This is a genomic window from Neobacillus niacini, assembly GCF_023715785.1.
Taxonomy (GTDB): Bacteria; Bacillota; Bacilli; order Bacillales; family Cytobacillaceae; genus Neobacillus; species Neobacillus niacini_E.
The window spans coordinates 157,567-175,004 of the sequence record NZ_JAMBOX010000003.1 but is presented as its reverse complement, the minus strand read 5'-3'; the positions used below and the strand labels follow the sequence as shown (position 1 = coordinate 175,004).

General features: G+C 40.7%; 15 protein-coding genes and 1 pseudogene. 11 read left to right on the top strand and 5 right to left on the bottom strand.

The genetic code is table 11. The features are described from left to right. Positions 1–54 precede the first annotated feature (54 nt). From pstC to phoU, 5 genes are read left to right on the top strand one after another with little or no spacing between them, the layout of a single operon-like run. A complete protein-coding gene (gene pstC / locus M3234_RS08445) occupies positions 55–966 on the top strand; it encodes a phosphate ABC transporter permease subunit PstC (RefSeq protein ID WP_396953936.1) in 912 nt (303 codons plus the stop codon). Continuing rightward, positions 963–1,850 (top strand): phosphate ABC transporter permease PstA, encoded by an 888-nt coding sequence (gene pstA / locus M3234_RS08440; protein WP_262304302.1) that lies wholly within the window; start codon positions 963–965, stop codon positions 1,848–1,850. Before pstC ends, pstA begins: the two co-directional genes overlap by 4 nt. A 16-nt stretch (positions 1,851–1,866) precedes the next feature. After that, the gene (gene pstB, locus M3234_RS08435) at positions 1,867–2,625 is read left to right on the top strand and encodes a phosphate ABC transporter ATP-binding protein PstB (RefSeq protein ID WP_262304301.1); all 759 of its coding nucleotides are present in this window, start codon (positions 1,867–1,869) and stop codon (positions 2,623–2,625) included. Positions 2,626–2,637: 12 nt separating this feature from the next. Next, positions 2,638–3,411 carry a phosphate ABC transporter ATP-binding protein PstB gene (gene pstB, locus M3234_RS08430; RefSeq protein WP_262304300.1) on the top strand — a complete coding sequence of 258 codons (774 nt, stop codon included), beginning with the start codon at positions 2,638–2,640 and terminating at the stop codon, positions 3,409–3,411. A 13-nt stretch (positions 3,412–3,424) separates the two neighbouring features. Next, complete coding sequence (phoU, locus tag M3234_RS08425; RefSeq protein WP_262304299.1) at positions 3,425–4,084, top strand: phosphate signaling complex protein PhoU; 660 nt, start codon at positions 3,425–3,427, stop codon at positions 4,082–4,084. A 102-nt stretch (positions 4,085–4,186) separates the two neighbouring features. Here phoU and M3234_RS08420 read toward each other — a convergent pair whose 3' ends face one another. Then, positions 4,187–4,903, bottom strand: coding sequence for a response regulator transcription factor (locus tag M3234_RS08420; protein WP_262304298.1), 717 nt, complete (start codon positions 4,901–4,903; stop codon positions 4,187–4,189). 347 nt (positions 4,904–5,250) lie between these two features. On the opposite strand from M3234_RS08420, the gene M3234_RS08415 reads away from it, so the two are divergent. Continuing rightward, a complete protein-coding gene (locus tag M3234_RS08415) occupies positions 5,251–6,180 on the top strand; it encodes a phosphate ABC transporter substrate-binding protein (RefSeq protein ID WP_262304297.1) in 930 nt (309 codons plus the stop codon). Positions 6,181–6,299: 119 nt separating this feature from the next. Here the strand turns inward: M3234_RS08415 and M3234_RS08410 are convergent, their stop codons facing one another. Beyond that, the gene (locus tag M3234_RS08410; RefSeq protein WP_262304296.1) at positions 6,300–7,664 is read right to left on the bottom strand and encodes a GDSL-type esterase/lipase family protein; all 1,365 of its coding nucleotides are present in this window, start codon (positions 7,662–7,664) and stop codon (positions 6,300–6,302) included. A gap of 222 nt (positions 7,665–7,886) precedes the next feature. On the opposite strand from M3234_RS08410, the gene M3234_RS08405 reads away from it, so the two are divergent. Beyond that, complete coding sequence (locus M3234_RS08405; RefSeq protein WP_262304295.1) at positions 7,887–9,062, top strand: sulfite reductase subunit alpha; 1,176 nt, start codon at positions 7,887–7,889, stop codon at positions 9,060–9,062. A gap of 277 nt (positions 9,063–9,339) precedes the next feature. Here the strand turns inward: M3234_RS08405 and M3234_RS08400 are convergent. Beyond that, positions 9,340–9,624, bottom strand: a pseudogene (locus M3234_RS08400) (transposase); the annotation flags it as partial. Positions 9,625–10,055: 431 nt separating this feature from the next. On the opposite strand from M3234_RS08400, the gene M3234_RS29520 reads away from it, so the two are divergent. The 3 genes from M3234_RS29520 to M3234_RS08390 all read left to right on the top strand — a co-directional run bounded on the left by M3234_RS29520 (position 10,056) and on the right by M3234_RS08390 (position 12,707). Beyond that, positions 10,056–10,400, top strand: coding sequence for an aminotransferase class I/II-fold pyridoxal phosphate-dependent enzyme (locus M3234_RS29520; protein WP_311315631.1), 345 nt, complete (start codon positions 10,056–10,058; stop codon positions 10,398–10,400). Next, a complete protein-coding gene (locus M3234_RS08395) occupies positions 10,366–11,244 on the top strand; it encodes an aminotransferase class I/II-fold pyridoxal phosphate-dependent enzyme (RefSeq protein ID WP_311315630.1) in 879 nt (292 codons plus the stop codon). The genes M3234_RS29520 and M3234_RS08395 overlap by 35 nt, the downstream gene beginning before the upstream one ends. 305 nt (positions 11,245–11,549) lie before the next feature. After that, a complete protein-coding gene (locus tag M3234_RS08390) occupies positions 11,550–12,707 on the top strand; it encodes a C40 family peptidase (protein ID WP_262304294.1) in 1,158 nt (385 codons plus the stop codon). 494 nt (positions 12,708–13,201) lie between these two features. Here M3234_RS08390 and M3234_RS08385 read toward each other — a convergent pair whose 3' ends face one another. After that, positions 13,202–14,959 (bottom strand): PhoX family protein, encoded by a 1,758-nt coding sequence (locus M3234_RS08385; RefSeq protein ID WP_262304293.1) that lies wholly within the window; start codon positions 14,957–14,959, stop codon positions 13,202–13,204. 251 nt (positions 14,960–15,210) lie between these two features. Beyond that, positions 15,211–16,425, bottom strand: coding sequence for an MFS transporter (locus tag M3234_RS08380; protein WP_262304292.1), 1,215 nt, complete (start codon positions 16,423–16,425; stop codon positions 15,211–15,213). 299 nt (positions 16,426–16,724) lie between these two features. On the opposite strand from M3234_RS08380, the gene M3234_RS08375 reads away from it, so the two are divergent. Continuing rightward, the gene (locus M3234_RS08375; protein WP_262304291.1) at positions 16,725–17,351 is read left to right on the top strand and encodes a fumarylacetoacetate hydrolase family protein; all 627 of its coding nucleotides are present in this window, start codon (positions 16,725–16,727) and stop codon (positions 17,349–17,351) included. Positions 17,352–17,438: the final 87 nt, after the last annotated feature.

The following is a 17,438-nucleotide window of genomic DNA, read 5'->3' as shown; positions in this document are numbered from 1 at the left end:
CATTTACCCCTATTAAGTCATAAAGGGGGGGATGGGTGCATTATGGAAAAAATAATGCCTGCAAAGGACCGATTATTGAAATCAGGAAAAAATGGATTAGGAAATGAAATGCGTGGGAAGGTTCTCGTGATCTTATGCGCGGTGATTATGATTTCCGTTACGATATCCATAACCATTTTCTTAGGTACCAAGGGTCTTCAGTCGTTTATTAAGAACGGTGTCAGTCCGATTGAATTCATAACTAGCACAAAGTGGAATCCAACTAATAAAGCAAATCCGGAATATGGCGCATTTCCGTTTATTTTTGGCTCATTTGCTGTCACCTTCCTCTCAGCATTAGTTGCAGCACCGCTGGGGATTGGCGCAGCGATTTTTATGACAGAAATTGCTCCTTCGTGGGGAAAAAAGATCCTGCAGCCCGTGATTGAACTTCTGGTTGGGATTCCATCTGTTGTTTACGGGTTTATCGGGCTTTCGGTGTTAGTTCCCTTTATAAGAGAAAATATAGGCGGGCTTGGGTTTAGCTTATTAGCAGGAACGATTGTTCTTTCCATTATGATTTTACCGACGATTACGAGTATTGCAACGGATGCAATGAGTTCACTGCCTAAAAGTCTCCGTGAAGGTTCCTATGCGTTAGGGGCGACTCGCTGGCAAACGATTCGAAAAGTATTAATTCCTGCAGGATTGCCCACGCTTTTAACAGCCGTTATTCTTGGAATGGCCCGTGCATTTGGGGAGGCGTTAGCAGTCCAAATGGTTATAGGGAATGTAAGGGATTTGCCATCAAGCTTCCTTGATGCCTCGGCGACGTTAACCACAATCATTACATTAAATATGGGTCATACTACTTACGGAAGCGTAGAAAATAATACTCTGTGGTCGATGGGCTTAATTCTTTTAATCATGTCGTTCGTATTTATCATCCTCATTCGCTATTTTTCATCAAGGAGGAAAATGCAATGACCAGCAAATCGGCAGATCGGATTGCAACAGGTGTATTTATTGTTATAGCTGTCATCATCGTATCCATATTAGTCGGATTATTTTCCTATATTTTGGTGAAGGGTTTAACCCATATATCTTTGGACTTTTTAACATCACCATCCAGTAATGTCCGTGCCGGCGGCGGAATTCGGGACCAATTATTTAACTCATTTTATATCTTGGTTTTAACCATGATTATTTCCGTACCGCTTGGTTTAGGCGGCGGGATATATATGGCTGAGTATGCGAAGCCGGGAAAGGTTACGAATACTATTCGGTCTTGTATTGAGGTTTTATCTTCGCTTCCGTCCATTGTCATCGGAATGTTTGGCCTATTGATGTTTGTGAATTTAACTGGTTGGGGATATACCATTTTAGGAGGGGCCTTGGCGCTGACAGTATTTAACCTTCCTGTGCTGGTACGTGTCAGTGAGGACGCCATCCGGTCGGTACCGCGTGAATTGAAGGAGGGAAGTCTTGCCCTCGGAATTACTCATTGGCATACAATCAAAACGATTCTTTTGCCAAGTGCTTTTCCATCGATTTTAACGGGGGCGATTCTTGCATCAGGACGCGTTTTTGGTGAAGCGGCAGCACTATTATTTACAGCGGGTCTTTCCACACCAAGATTGAATTATTTGGATTGGAACCCATTTTCGGAACGGTCGCCTTTAAATATCTTCCGTCCTGCAGAAACACTTGCTGTCCATATTTGGTCCGTTAATACTCAAGGGTTAATTCCTGATATCGAAGAGGTTTCAAATGGATCGGCTGCTGTCTTAGTCATTTCTGTTTTACTATTTAATTTACTGGCAAGGTGGATTGGCACCCGAATTCATAAAAGGATCACGGCTACGAAATAAAGGGTGGTGGGAGCATTTGAGTGAAAATATTTTACAAGTGAGAAACCTAGAGATTTATTATGGTGATAAACGGGCAGTGAATGGCATTTCAATGGATGTTGAAAAAAATGCGATTACAGCACTAATCGGACCTTCAGGCTGTGGAAAGTCAACATTTTTACGGACGATTAATCGAATGAATGATTTAATTCCCGGAGCAAGGGCTGAAGGTGAAATCATTTATGAAGATCTCAATTTATTATCCGACCAAATGAATGTAGTCGCATTACGAAAAGAAATTGGGATGGTTTTTCAAAAACCCAATCCATTCCCTAAATCGATCTATGATAATATTACCCACGCTTTAAAATATAATCGGATAAAAAAGAAGAGCCAGTTAGATGAAATAGTGGAGGAAAGCTTGCGGAAAGCGGCATTATGGGATGAAGTAAAGGACCGTCTTCACAAATCAGCATTATCCCTCTCAGGTGGACAGCAGCAGCGTCTTTGTATAGCGAGGACAATTGCGATGAAACCGACAGTGGTGCTCCTTGATGAGCCATCTTCTGCGCTCGACCCGATTTCCAATGCCAAGGTAGAAGAATTGATTATTGAGTTAAAAAAGGAATATTCGATCATTATTGTTACCCATAACATGGGGCAAGCATCGCGTATTTCCGATAAAACAGCATTCTTTTTATCCGGTGATTTAATGGAATATGATGTCACAGAAAAAATTTTTACCAATCCTTCCAATCAAAAGACGGAAGAATATATTTCAGGACGGTTCGGATAGGGAGGGAACAGCGTGTCTACCATTACAACGGCGAGAACGGTTTTTGATATAAAGGATTTAAATTTATGGTATGGGAATCATCATGCGCTAAAAAAGATTCATTTTCCGATAAACAAAAAAGAGGTAACGGCGATCATAGGCCCGTCAGGTTGCGGAAAGTCAACCTTTATTAAAACTTTGAACTTGATGATTAATTATGTTCCAAATGTAAAGATGACAGGAGAAATTAATTACAATGGTCAAAATATTTTAAATGAAAAACTAGACCTTGTGGAATTGCGAAAAAATGTGGGGATGGTTTTCCAAAAGGGAAATCCATTTCCACAGTCGATTTATGATAATGTCGCGTACGGTCCGAGAATTCATGGAACGAAAAGAAAAACCCATCTCGATGAGATTGTCACGAAATCATTGATGGATGTAGCGTTGTGGGATGAGGTGAAGGATCGTTTACATACACCTGCTCTCGGTCTTTCCGGTGGGCAGCAGCAAAGGCTATGCATTGCCAGAGCACTTGCGACAAAGCCTGATGTCTTATTAATGGACGAGCCTACATCTGCATTAGATCCGATCTCAACATTAAAAATTGAAGAACTGATTCTAAATCTTAAAGAAAAATATACAATTGTTATAGTTACGCACAATATGCAGCAAGCTTCAAGGGTATCGGATAAAACCGCATTCTTTTTAATGGGTGAACTGATTGAGCTTGATGACACATCAACGATTTTTTCGAACCCTGCGGATGAACGTACAGAGGGTTATATTTCAGGTAGATTTGGATAAAAGGGGTGACCATATGAATACAAGATCAAATTTCGATAATAATTTAAAGCAACTAGACGATATGTTAATCGAGATGGCTCGGAAATCAGAGACTGCTATTAAAGAAAGTATCAACACCCTCATTCATCAAGATCTTGAGAAGGCAAAGGAAATTATTCAAAACGATACAGTCATTGATGATTTGGAACATGAAATAAACAATAAAGCCATTGTTTTAACCGCCATGGAATCACCTGTCGCAAGGGACCTTAGAGAAATTATCGTTGCGATAAAAATTTCTTCAGAAGTAGAACGAATTGCGGATAATGCCGTAAATATTGCTAAGTCAACCTTGCATATTGGCAACGAAAAGCTCATAAAGGAAATTATCGACATTCCCAAAATGATGAATATTGCGCTAGAAATGTTAAGCGATTCATTAACAGCGTTCTTAAAAGAGGACGTAGAATTAGCAAAAAAATCTGCTGCGAAGGATGACAAAGTGGATGAAATGTACGGCATATTAATAAAAGAACTTATGGGTTATCTCCAGCAAAGCCCAGATAAAACAAATCAAATTACCCAGTTAGCTTTCGTATGCAGATATATAGAGCGGGTTGCGGATCATGCGACTAACATTGCAGAGCATGTTGTCTACCTTGTGACTGGAAAACTTTCCAACTTAAATGAATAATCCAAGCATATATAAAGGCTGCCGAACCGATTTGCAAGAGGTTTGACAGCCTTTAAAAAGTATTAACACAAATATTCCAGCCTTCATTTGCTCCCAATTAATTCATTTTTCTTTTGGTTCTTCTAATCTATACCCAACTCCGCGAAACGTTTTTATATAGACTGGTCTTCTTGTGTCCTCTTCAATCTTATCTCTTAAATGAGAGATGTGAACATCTACAATTCTAGAATCCCCGGAAACCTCATAATTCCAAACAGCGTTAAGCAATTGGTCTCGAGATTGTATTCTGTTCTTATTTTTTGCAAGATGAAGGAGGAGTTCAAATTCCTTTAGTGTCAATTCTAATAGATGATCTTGGAAGCGAGCTTCATATTTGTCGGGATAGATGATTAATTCACCAACTATTATTTGCGACTCTTCCAATTCTGTGTTATTTCCATGTTCAGGTTGAAGCTGTACCCGTCTAAGAATAGCTTTTACTCTAGCAACCACCTCTCTAGGACTAAAGGGTTTAACCATATAGTCATCAGCACCAAACTCAAGACCTAATATTTTATCAAGCTCGCTGTCTTTAGCTGTCAACATTAAAATTGGAGTCTTGATCTTTTCTTGCCTAAGCTGCCTGCATACTTCCATTCCATCTAATTTGGGAAGCATGACATCTAAAATAATGAGATCAGGTGATTCCGTTATTACTATTGTTTTTCCCGCTTCCCCATCCATTGCCATGATGACTTCAAAACCTGCCTGCTCCAAATTATATTGAAGTAAAGTAACAATAGAAGGTTCATCATCGACTACAAGAATTTTACGTTTCATATTACCCCTCCGCAACACGCATGCTTTTTCCCCTGCTTCATCCAAATGAAGCAGTTCGAAGAAACTCAGGTAGTAAAAAAATATTCAGATACTTATCAATTTCCATATTATTAAACAATCGTTAACCCTTTATTAAGTGAATGTAAAGATTTATTAATTATGTAGCGGATCTAGGCAGGGGTTTCTATCTTTATTTTGGTATCACTAGACTTTACATATTTTTTACAACCAATTTATTTCTACTTTATATTTAATTAACACTCAATTAATAATGTTGTTATATAGTTAAAACCGTAAGAAAAATAGCAATCTAAAAAACTAGGAATTAACGGGAGGAATTTTTTCAAATGAAACGTCTAAAACATCTAAGCCTGCTTACATTACTTTCGGCCCTCATGATCATCATGGCTGCTTGCGGAAGCGGTACTTCAAATGAGAAGTCAGAAGGCAATGCCAGCAAAGAAACACCGAAAACCGAAGAAAAGCAAGAACTATCTGGTTCTCTAGTTATTTCCGGCTCATCTGCAATGCAACCATTAGTAGCAGCTGCAGCTGAAGAATTTATGGCAGAAAATCCGAAGGTTGATATTCAAGTAAATGCGGGCGGTTCTGGTACAGGTTTATCACAGGTTGCAGAAGGGTCAGTACAAATTGGGAACTCAGACGTTTTTGCTGAGGAAAAAGAAGGAATTCCGGCAGAAGAACTTGTTGACCATAAAGTGGCCGTAGTTGGTATGACTGCAGCTGTTAACCCTAAAGTAGGGATTAAGGATATTAAAAAAGACGATTTGATTAAAGTTTTCACTGGGAAAATCACTAACTGGAAAGAACTTGGCGGAGAGGATCAAAAAATCGTTCTAGTAAACCGTCCTGACTCTTCTGGTACAAGAGCAATCTTCAACAAGTTTGCCTTGGATGGTGCTACACCAGCGGAAGGGATTACAGAAGATTCTTCAAACACAGTTAAAAAGATCATTAGCGAGACTGAAGGAGCCATTGGATACCTTGCATTCTCCTATTTTACAGATGATTCTGTAACACCTTTGGCCATCGATGGAGTAGAAGCAAAAGCAGAAAACGTTCAATCTGGTAAATTCCCTGTGTGGGCATACCAACACTCCTATACTAAGGGTGAGCCGACAGAACTTGCAAAAGCATTCCTTGACTATTTAATGTCAGATGAAGTCCAAACAACTTTATTAAAAGAACAAGGCTATCTACCTGTTACAAAAATGAAAGTAGAACGTGATGTAGAAGGAAAACAAAAGAATATCTAAGCATTAGAAAAGAGGCAAGTGTTAAAAGAAACGGGCTCTCTTATGGAGTGCAAAACGTGAAAAAATAGCTGAATTAATAGACAAAATCAGGGAACCTAAATCCCTGATTTTGTCTGTTTTTATAATGTTTGTTTTCTGCGCTTAACCAAGGCTGCTCCGCCAGCTAAAATCAAAATACCACCAAGTGCCAAATAATTATACATGGAAGTCGCAGTATTAGGTAATGTCCTGTTTCTTCCGCCTTTGTTAGTGGTGGAAGCAGGTGTTGGGCTAGGGACAGGAGCCGGCTGGGCACTTCCGTTGTCGACAGGTGTCGGAGTTGGCTTGTCATTGTCCCCAGGAGTCGGTGTTGGCTTATTGTTGTCGTCATCGCCTGGAATATTGGTATCCTTCTTAATGTTAGTAACCTCGAAAACTACTAATTTGCTTTTTTCACGTCTATCCATTAGATAAACGGTGTATTTCCCGTTCTCGGTAATATCAAATTTATTATCAGTAATCGGGTTCCCACCTTGTTCACCATAGAAATCCTCTTCCGTTTTTTCGCCTTGCAGCCATTCCAACTTTGCAATCTCTGCGGCATTTGTTTTAACATTTATGGTCACAGGCCCTTCTGTTTGTTCCGTTGTTGCTGGTGTTACCTCAAGTGAGAGTGGGCCGACCTGGGCTAAAATTCCATTGGCTAACCCCGCCAGGACCTGTTGCCCCTTTGCGTTAGGGTGAACATCCGTTGGTGGAATTAGATATTCTGATTCGCCAGTACTATTGTTGTATCCCTGAGCAAATGCAGCAAAAGCATCAGCCAAAAGGACATTTTTTTCTAGAGCAATACGCCCATAAACTGCTGTATTAACACCCGGAACAGGTGGTTGTCCACCAGCAAGTAATGAATCCCCAAGAGGATGAAGCAGAGCCAGGCCATTGGCAAATGGATTGTAAATGTTATACAAAATAATTGTAGGATTGTTTTCATTGGTTTTTCTAATTAAGTCGATGATTTTACCCAAACTTATAGATAATGTACCTGAAATGACAGGTATTTTGGCCTGCAACTCGCCTAAAAGTTGCGGGCCGATTACTGGGTCGGCAACAAGTGCAGGGTTGCTGCGGATTGCCTTAACAGCATCATCTTGAAGAAAATCATTGCTCCCAATGTTAAGGGTAATAACATCGGCGTTTTTGATCGCGGCCAAATTTTCCGGCTTTTGAAGCTCTTCTAATAGCTTTTCTGAAGTCCAGCCGCCGCCACTAATATTTTTACCTACAACGTATTCACCCGTTCCTACTAAATATGGAAATGCGCCTTTATGCTGTTGCTGATTGTTGGGATCTGTTGTTGGTTCAAGATTCCACCCATATGTAATAGAATCACCGAGTGCGACAAGGTTAAGCTTACCATTACTTTCTGCTGACACGAACGACGAAAAGAGGGTGCTGAGGACTAGCATCAGCGCAAAAACAATCGAAAACCGTTTGAATTTCAAGGAAAATACCTCCTAAACTCCTATTTTTTGGTACAAATTCTATTATATTCTACCTATTTTGAATTCCCAATAAATATCATTCTACAAATTTTGCAAAAATGCTTAAGTTATAATGATGGTTGCTAATAATTACATTAATTTGACTATTGTGTGTCAAATTACACATCTGATATGCTAGTGCTGTGCTATCCTATGTATATATAACTTTTGGAGGTTAAAATTATGCAACTAACTATGGAAAACCCGAAAAATGCCAAAAGTGACAAACCGCCATATTCAAGAACGAATCCATTTCAAGCAAAGGTTCTAAAAAATATTAATTTAAATGGCGCTGGCTCCAGTAAGGAAACAAGACATATTGAGTTATCATTAAAAGACTCAGGTCTTTCATATAATCCAGGTGATGCGCTTGGAATTGTCCCATCTAATGATCCGGAACTTGTAGCATCCGTTCTTATGGAAATGGAATGGGATGAAGAGACGGTTGTAACTGTAGGGAAGCAGGGAGAGGCTCTGCCACTTAAGGAAGCGCTGACAAACTATTTTGAGATTACACTGATTACAAAGAAGATTTTACAACAGGCAGCAGTGTTTACAGAAAATGAAGAGCTGCAAAAGCTTGTAGAGGTTGAAAATGCTGACCAATTAAAGCAATATTGCTATGGCCGTGATTTACTTGATATGTTACGGGATTTTGGCCCATGGAAAGCTTCTGCCCAAGAAATCGTCTCGATGTTAAGAAAAATGACGCCTCGTCTCTATTCGATTGCCAGCAGCATCGCCGCTAATCCGGATGAGGTTCACTTGACGATTGGTGCTGTACGCTATACCTCTCATGGCCGTGACCGCAAGGGGGTTTGTTCGGTTTTATGTGCTGAACGTGTTGGGGAAGGCGATACGCTACCGGTTTATGTTCAGGCCAATAAACATTTCCATTTGCCTGAATCCCAAGACATGGATATCATCATGGTTGGACCAGGGACAGGCATCGCCCCATTCCGTTCCTTTATCCAGGAACTTGCCGTAAATAAAGCGGCCGGCAGGTCATGGTTATTTTTTGGAGACCAGCATGCAGCGACTGATTTTCTTTACCAAAATGAGCTGGAGCAATATCAGCAAGATGGTGTGTTAACCAGAATTGATGCCGCTTTCTCCCGTGATACCGATCAAAAAGTATATGTTCAGCATAAAATGCTTGAACACAGTAAAGAATTATTTGAGTGGATTGAAAATGGAGCTTATTTCTTTGTTTGTGGAGACAAGGAACGTATGGCAAAAGACGTCAATGATGCCCTTATCACCCTTATAGAAAAAGAAGGTTCGATGGACCGTGACGCGGCTGAAGCGTATCTAAAAGATATGCAAAAGCAAGGCCGTTATCTGCGTGATGTATATTAAATAGACCAAAGATAAAATGGAGAGCCCATCATTTGGGCTCTTCAGATTGTCGAGAAAGGGTATATTTCTCGGCAATTTTTTATTTTAATGGAAATTGAATGGCCGATTTTATTAAAATTGCCCCTGCTAGGGGGCCTGTTGATTTCCGTTCCAGGTGCTTCGCTTTCCGCGGGCGGTTCGGGAAGCCTCCTCAGCGCGTTCCGCGCCTGCGGGGTCTCCCCTGTCCCGTACTCCCGCAGGAGTCTTCGCACCTTCCGCTCCAATCAACAGGAGATAATCAACCTGAAGTATTGCAACACACCTTTTCCAACCAGAATAAATGTGTCGCAATCTTTTTCATGTTCTGGCAATCTGCGGTTAGAAGCGCTTGCTCACTTGCTTTTTTTATTCCCCGCAACCGGCAGTAGCGAAGCCCATGCAGCTCTTTTGAGTCTGCGAAGCTTCGCTCAATTTTTTCCTTTCTAAATTTATAAAGTTCTTTTCCTGATTTAGATAAGCGATTTACTCTTATCTTTTCCTTGTACTCCTCCCACTGATTCATCAATAGACACAAATTCAAATTCACTTTGGCTAGACTCTTTAGGCTTAAACATTGAATTCACCACTTATTATTAATAATTATTGTTTGAACTTCTTAACTTATTAATAACACCTGTTGATTTGCGCGGAAGGCACGAAGACTCCTGCGGGAGTACGGGGCATTGGGAGACCCCGCAGGCGCTTGCGCCGAGGAGGCTCCCAGGCACGCCCGCGGAAAGCGAAGTGCCTGGAGCGCAAATCAACAGACATATTGAATAGTTTTTGATTAATATCATTGAATTGTTAAAGTAGTTATATAAAATAAAGGCTGTCGAAAGTTTCTCGACAGCCTGGAGTGCCCATCATTTGGGCTCTTTTTTTATATACATGCTTTATAAAACTCGATTCGTGCTTTAATTTTGAAAATTGTATAAAATTGAAAAAGGAAATCCTATAGAACAAAAGGTGATATAGATGAAGATTGTTGGATCGAAAAAAACGCAAAACATGGCGACAAGTATTTTTACAGAGTTAGCAAATAAAAAAAGCGAGGCAATTAAAAAGGGCATGGACGTGATTGATTTAAGTGTCGGCAGTCCGGATATGCCGCCACCCGCTTATGTTGTCGATACGCTGGTACAATTTAGCAGGGATACAACGAAATATGGTTATACTTTGAAGGGAATTGATAAATTTAACGAGGCAGTGGCTTATTTTTACAAGCAACGTTATGGAATAGAGCTTGTTCCTGAAACGGAAGTATTGCAGCTAATGGGTTCCCAGGATGGGCTGGCCCCATTTGGCGATGGCAATGATTGACCCCGGGGATTATGTCCTTGTCCCAGACCCAGGCTATCCCATTTACGAGCATGGGGTGATGATTGCCGGCGGGTCCATTTATCCGATGCCGTTATTGGAGGAAAACGGATATTTGCCGAAATTGAGTGAAATCCCAGTGGAGGTATTACATAAAACAAAGATGATGATAATCAGCTATCCGGGAAACCCAGTCACAGCATTGGCTAGTAAGGAGTCTTTCGAAGAAGTAGTTGAATTTGCCAAAAAGTATAATATTCTTGTTATTCATGATTTTGCTTACTCAGAGCTGATTTATGACGGAAATCCGCAAATTAGCTTCATGTCGGTTACAGGGGCAAAGGAAGTTGGAATTGAATTCAATTCATTGTCAAAAACCTTTAATATGGCCGGCTGCCGGATTGGATACGCTGTCGGCAACGAGGAAGCCTTAAGGATACTGGCTTCATTTAAGTCCAATATTGATTACGGGGTATTTTATCCGATTCAAATGGCGGCGGTCACTGCGCTAACGTCGGATTACAATGTGCTCCGTGAACAGGTGAAAGAATACGAAAAACGCAGGGATGTTTTAATTGCCGGTCTTGAAAAGGGCGGCTGGAAGGTGGCAAAGTCACCGGCCACAATGTTTGTTTGGGCAAAAATCCCTTCCGGATGGACATCAAGGCAATTTGCCTTTAAATTAATCGAGAAAGCGGGAGTGGCGGTGGTCCCTGGCGATGCATTTGGAACCCAAGGGGAAGGCTATGTCAGAATGGCACTGGTTCAATCTCCTGAAAGATTGGTGAAAGCTGCCGAAAAGATTCAGAACTTTCTTCAAGAGGCAGCCGTTGTAACAAAAGAGTAAAAGATTTTAGTTGAAAAAGCGACATTAAACGTGAAAATGTCAAAAAAAGAAGCAGGAACCTTGTGCTGGGGTTCCTGCTTCTTTTGTTTATACTAGGACAAACAAGGTTTCTGTCACAAAATTGACAAGTATTACATTTACATGATACAAGAGGGAAGTTGTCGATTTTTTGTAATATTTTTCAACATTAAATTACATTTATATTACAAATCCGACACATTCATTGTGTTTCGACGAATTGGCATATAAACTATTAATATATTAGACGAGTGAAATAAAGATAAGTTACAAGAGGAGATTCTGTAATGAAAAAAATTATTAAATATACCATATCAGCTGCTGTACTTGCCAGCATGTTTCAAATAACAACACCTACATACGCAGAACGAATTCAGAAGAGTCAAATTGAAGAACAAAAGGCACAAGTTGAAGACATTGAAACACAATTACAACAATTGGGCAACCGAATCACCATAGCGATGGATAAGGTTCAAAAGTTAAATGAGCAAATCCAGGGACAACAGGTGAAAATTGAACAAGCTAAGGTTGAAATTGAACAGGCCCAGAAAGATTTAGATACACATAAAGAGATATATTCCGAAAGATTAAAGAGTATTCAGGCAGAAGGAAAAACGTCCATTGCTACCTATGCTGAATTTTTGCTTACATCTAATGACCTTTCCCAGTTTTTAACTCGTTTCAGTGCGATTTCAATGATTATCGAAAAAGATACTGATATGCTGAATAGTTTAAAAGAAAAGCAACAGGCTTTAGAAGCAGCAAAGGAAAAATTGCAAACTGAGTTGGCAGACTTAAACAAGAATAAAGAACAACTTGCTGCTGAGCAGAAGAAAATTGAAGAAGATAAAAGTAAAGCTGAAAGAATACTAGCAGAAAAGCAAAGTGAACTATCAAACTTGGAAACTGAATTTGCAGCTCAAGAAGAAAGAGACCGCCAAGAACGAATTGCCCGGGAAGAGGCAGCGCGCCAGGCTCGCTTGGCTGAACAGCGTGCAGCACAACAGCGTGCAACTCAACAGGTAGCACAGTCTTCCAGTGGAAGTTCTTCAAAGCCGGCACCATCGATTTCTGTAAATGTACCAGCCTCTGCGTCAGCAGATGCTATCATTTCTTATGCTAAGCAATTCTTAGGTGTACCATATGTTTGGGGCGGATCTACGCCAGCAGGATTTGACTGCTCCGGATTCACTTCTTATGTGTTTAGAAATGCGGCAGGCATCAGCCTTCCTAGGGTTTCAAGCGACCAGCAAAGAGTTGGAACAGCCGTCTCTCTTAATGACGTACAGCCGGGGGATTTAGTCTTTAGAGGCAGCCCAGCTTACCATGTAGGAATTTACATTGGCGGTGGGCTATATATCCATGCACCGCAAACAGGCGATGTTGTTAAAATTGCCGGCTTTAATCCAGCTAAGTTTACAAATGCGAGAAGAGTATTACAATAAGGATGATTGTAAGAAGCCTTTCCTAGCGAAAGGCTTTTTTGCTGTAAAAATATTTTACAAATCGATGGAAATATGTGATAATTGAGGAAATTTGCGGAGGAGGTAAGGTAGTTTATGGAACCATCTAATTGCCAGTATTAATTTTTCAAAAATTAATATCGATTTTGTATGGAGCGCATTTTTCCTAACTTTAGTGAGGTTTACTTGTTATGCTCTTATGGAATCAGGCAATATAGAAGGTAACTTACTTTACTGAAATTCGAGATGATCGTTGATTAACCCTGTACAAAGGCACTTTTTATAAGTGGCTAATTTAATGCAGACAATTATACTCATGCTAGAAATTTAGACTGTAAGAGGAATCCATCTTCTTACGGTCTTTTTTATTCACAGTGTTTTGTGCAAGATATATTTAATTGGGAAAAAGCAAATTGCAAGAACAAATCCCCCTAATCAAATGAATAGGGGGGATTTTAGTTAAATAGGAGATTGAATTACTTTTTAGCGCTTAGTGAAGTTAAATCGATATAACCAATGTTGCCAGGGTTTTGTGATCCGATCATGAGATAGGACTTGCCATTTAATTCATCGATGGCTTGAAGGCCGGTCACTTCACCGCCATCCGGGGCAGAGATGATCCGGGATAGCTTCTTGGTATCGACATTGTAGGCCCAGCCGAAATTATTGGTATGCATGTCACTGTCTTCTGCGATAAATAGCGTGCGGTATTTTTCAGAGAAAGCGATATTGTCTGGGTTGGCAATCTTATCAGGATTGGCTGTATTTCCATCCTCATCCTTAACAGGCAAGTCTTCCCCTGTAATCAGTCCGGACATTTTGGTTACGACGTAATCACTATCAATAGGGCGCCCGTCGCGATCTTTTTGTCCGGCAGCCAGATTCATTTCATAGATGGCGCCGGACCGGAGTTTTGGTAATTGAATATCATCGACAGGGTCAGCAGGATTTTTAGTCATTCCCTTTTCAATATAGGACATTGTCATATAAATTTTATTATCTGCTTTGTTAAACGTAAGAGTTTCCATTTTATTAAACTCCGCTGTTGCCCCGAGAAGAGCACCGTAACGGCGGGATTCCAAAAAGGCAGCCGCTTTTTCCATGCCCGGTTTTACCTTCAGCCATTCGAGATTGCCTGCAGCCTTTATCTGTTTAAAGCCGTTTGCTTGTGCATAGGCGGCATCATTTGTTGTTTCAAAAATATCACTGAATTTCAGGTCTTGTGCCATTTCCTTAATCTCTTGGTCGGTGGCATGCCCTAGTTTAATCCATTCAATGTCAGCGGCTCCGCCATTTTTGTCGCTGGTTTGCTTCCATTTTGCTGCGTATAAGGTACCTGCTGATAAATCCTTTGCTTTATCGGCTATGTACATGAACGACATCGTATAAGACCCGTCATCCCCGTAATAAACGGTACGGTTATCCGGTGCTACCGTTACATTTTCAATAGACATGCGGCCCATGCTATAATGCTTGACTGCTTTTGCTTCACCATTTGGGTGAACAGTTACTTCTGTATGATGTCCATAAAGGTATGGATTTCCGATAACGGAAAGGTCTTGATAATAATTACGGGCAAATTGTGTTACATCTGATTTTTCAGGGTTTGCTTCGTGGATGCGCGCGTTTGGTTCATATTCTTCCCCGCCTAAATGGGTGTTCCAAGGCGACAGGACACCGGCACAAGGTGTCCAAATCCCGCCATCTGCTGAAAAATCAATAGGCTCGATATCGGTGATTTTCATTTTGCCCGATTTCTTATCTTGTTCAACCGTATTTAAGTACATCGCTTTCGGCATGTTGCCAATTTCATTATTTGGCATACCTTCAAAGTGGTTAATCAAATATAATTTTCCGCTTTTTCCATTTACACTAAGCAGTGTATTCATATCTGGCGAAGTTGAAATATAAGGCTTTCCATCTTTGTTTTTTATAATATTCCCATTTACATCATAAGCAGCCCCAACTACCTTGCCGTTAATCATCTCGCCAGGACGGGCAAGGGAATGATATTCCAGGGGGACGATTTTTTGAGTGCCATCATTTAAGGTAACAATAGCTGATGCTTCGCTATACATGGAAGAGCGTTTCGCATCTGTGTCGGGTGCTTGCATCCCAACAAATTCAACCGATTTTACTGAAACTGGTTTTTGAGGATTAGCATGTACATTGATTGCAGTCGGGAACAGAATTGCTGCGCTTAAGAGTGGAACTAGGATCTTATTCGTTTTCATATTATTCTTCCTCCCAAAGTTTAATAGAATTAGTTACAACTTCATCATAATATTGGATTGTTAAACCAGTATTCAGGTGACGTAAAGAAAAGTTGAAATTTTCTAGTAATTTAGAAGGGTGTAAGAACGTAGGTAGAAAGGTATGAAAATCAACGTTTAGGGTTCAGAAAGGTCCCAGAAACTCTACATGAAAGAAAAGAACTTAATAGAATAGGTGGAGACTGGCAAGTTAAAAAAGCAGGCCTGCTTTTTTAACTGCTTTGCTGTAATTTTTCCAGCTTAGAAATTCTTGTTTTGCTTCCTAACCGGAAGGATACCACAATGGAAGCAAGTGTGAGAACAACAATCATCGCCACCACGCCGCTCCAGCCAAAATGCCCGTAAAATGCACCGCTAGCGGTCCCGCCAATGCTTGAACCGGCGTAATAGAAAAATAAGTATAGTGCCGAGGCCTGCGCTTTATCGTGGGTTGCTGCTTTCCCCACCCAGCTGCTGGCAATGGAATGGGCGGCAAAAAAGCCGTAGGTGAAAACCGCGATACCGAAAATCTTAAACCATAAATTCGTATTCAGCGTCATACAGGCGCCAATTAATAGAATGAGCAGAGACAGGAGTATGATTTTTCTTTTTCCATACTGATCAGAAAGCATTCCCATCCATGTTGAGCTGAAGGTACCGACAATATAGACAATAAAAATAAATCCTACCACGGTTTGGCTCAACGAATATGGCGGCTTAATTAATTGAAACCCGATATAGTTGTACAAAGAGACGAAGCTCCCCATCAGCAGAAACCCGATGCCAAATAGATAAAGTAGACCAGGCTCTTTAAATTGACTAAACAAGGAGCCTGTCAGTTGTTTTAGGGCAAATTTTTGCGGATTAAAATGGGTGGATGGAGGCAAAATCAATAGGAAGGCAATACTGGCCAATAAACTGATGATGCCGATACCAAATAATGCGATATGCCAGCTAAAATAATCCGTTAAAATGCCGCTGATGATCCTCCCTGCCATACCACCTACAGAATTTCCGCTGATGTATAATCCCATTGCCATTCCCAAACTTTTGGGTTCAATTTCTTCCCCCAAATAGGCCATCGCCACCGCCGGCAGTCCCGCTAAGGCGACTCCTTGTAAAATTCTCGATACAATTAAAAAATGAAAATTGGGCGTGAAGGCCGTGAGGATGCAAAGAATCGACGAGACAAACAATGAGAAAGTCATCACCGGTTTCCGGCCAAATACCTCCGATAAGGACCCGAATACTAATAAACTAATCGACAAAGCGATTGTGGCAGATGACAAACTTAAGCTTGAAACTGCCGGTGAGAGGTGAAATTCCTTGGCAAGGTCCGGGAGCAGCGGCTGTGTTCCCCAGAGGATGGCAAAGGTGCAAAAGCCGCCGGCAAATAAAGCCAAGTTTACCATTTTAAATTTGTGTGTGCCACGCCGTATATAACTCATTTTAATAGATGCCCCTTTTATACCAATACCTTTATTTGGGTGTAAACAATTGTAAGCAGTTCTATATTATTAATCTTTTCCTCTTTTGAGAAGCATAAATTTTCTATTGCGACAACAGCGGATAAATCTGATAATTCCACATTTCGGATTTTGAGCATTTGTACTCCAAATCTCAAAATCTAATGAATATCTCATTACTTTATCATACTCCTCTTTTTAGATGACTTCTATTTTTATACTCTTGCGTGAAATGGTAAAATTGACTAATGATAGACTGCATCCAGAAAGGGGAATGGAACTTGAACACGATTCGAAATATTTATTGCGTCGGGCGGAATTACGCTGCCCATGCTGCTGAATTGAACAATAAGGTGCCGACTAGCCCATTTTTATTTTCAAAGCCGACCCATGCGCTTGTGGAAGCAATGGGCCAGGAGATCCCTTTACCGGGAAATCGCGGCCCCGTTCATTTTGAAACGGAACTGGTGATTAGAATGGGGAGGCCCTACGAAAAGGGAATAAAAGTAGACGAAATTGTGGACGGTATGGCAATTGGGATCGATTTTACGTTGCGCGATGTCCAGAATGAGTTGAAGAAAAAAGGTTATCCATGGCTGCTTGCCAAAGGGTTCCCTAATTCAGCAGTAATAAGCAAGTTTATCCCGTTTCCGGGCGTAGAGGAGCTTTTGAAAAGAAATTTCTCGCTTGTGAAAACTGGAGAGGAGGTCCAGTCCGGCAATATTTCTAGTATGATCTTTGATTTGCAAACAATCATTGACTTTTCGGCTGAACACTTTGGGTTGGGGGAAGGAGATATCATATTTACCGGAACTCCAGAAGGTGTGGGAGAAGTGAAGAGTGGTGACAAGCTGTCATTGGTGTGGGATCAAACCGTGTTAGGCGAATGCATAATAAATCTGTCCTAATGTAGGGCTCATGAGGACAAAACCGTTGGAAACAGATAAGAAATGTCCACATGAACGGCTTATGCGGAAATTTTTGTTGTAAACATA

Bases quoted from the DNA above. Each gene is read 5' to 3' on its own strand.
- pstC (WP_396953936.1), top strand. From the start codon at position 55: ATGCCTGCAAAGGACCGATTATTGAAATCAGGAAAAAATGGATTAGGA.
- pstA (WP_262304302.1), top strand. From the start codon at position 963: ATGACCAGCAAATCGGCAGATCGGATTGCAACAGGTGTATTTATTGTT.
- phoU (WP_262304299.1), top strand. From the start codon at position 3,425: ATGAATACAAGATCAAATTTCGATAATAATTTAAAGCAACTAGACGAT.
- M3234_RS08420 (WP_262304298.1), bottom strand. From the start codon at position 4,903: ATGAAACGTAAAATTCTTGTAGTCGATGATGAACCTTCTATTGTTACT.
- M3234_RS08415 (WP_262304297.1), top strand. From the start codon at position 5,251: ATGAAACGTCTAAAACATCTAAGCCTGCTTACATTACTTTCGGCCCTC.
- M3234_RS08405 (WP_262304295.1), top strand. From the start codon at position 7,887: ATGCAACTAACTATGGAAAACCCGAAAAATGCCAAAAGTGACAAACCG.
- M3234_RS29520 (WP_311315631.1), top strand. From the start codon at position 10,056: ATGAAGATTGTTGGATCGAAAAAAACGCAAAACATGGCGACAAGTATT.
- M3234_RS08395 (WP_311315630.1), top strand. From the start codon at position 10,366: ATGGGCTGGCCCCATTTGGCGATGGCAATGATTGACCCCGGGGATTAT.
- M3234_RS08390 (WP_262304294.1), top strand. From the start codon at position 11,550: ATGAAAAAAATTATTAAATATACCATATCAGCTGCTGTACTTGCCAGC.
- M3234_RS08385 (WP_262304293.1), bottom strand. From the start codon at position 14,959: ATGAAAACGAATAAGATCCTAGTTCCACTCTTAAGCGCAGCAATTCTG.
- M3234_RS08380 (WP_262304292.1), bottom strand. From the start codon at position 16,425: ATGAGTTATATACGGCGTGGCACACACAAATTTAAAATGGTAAACTTG.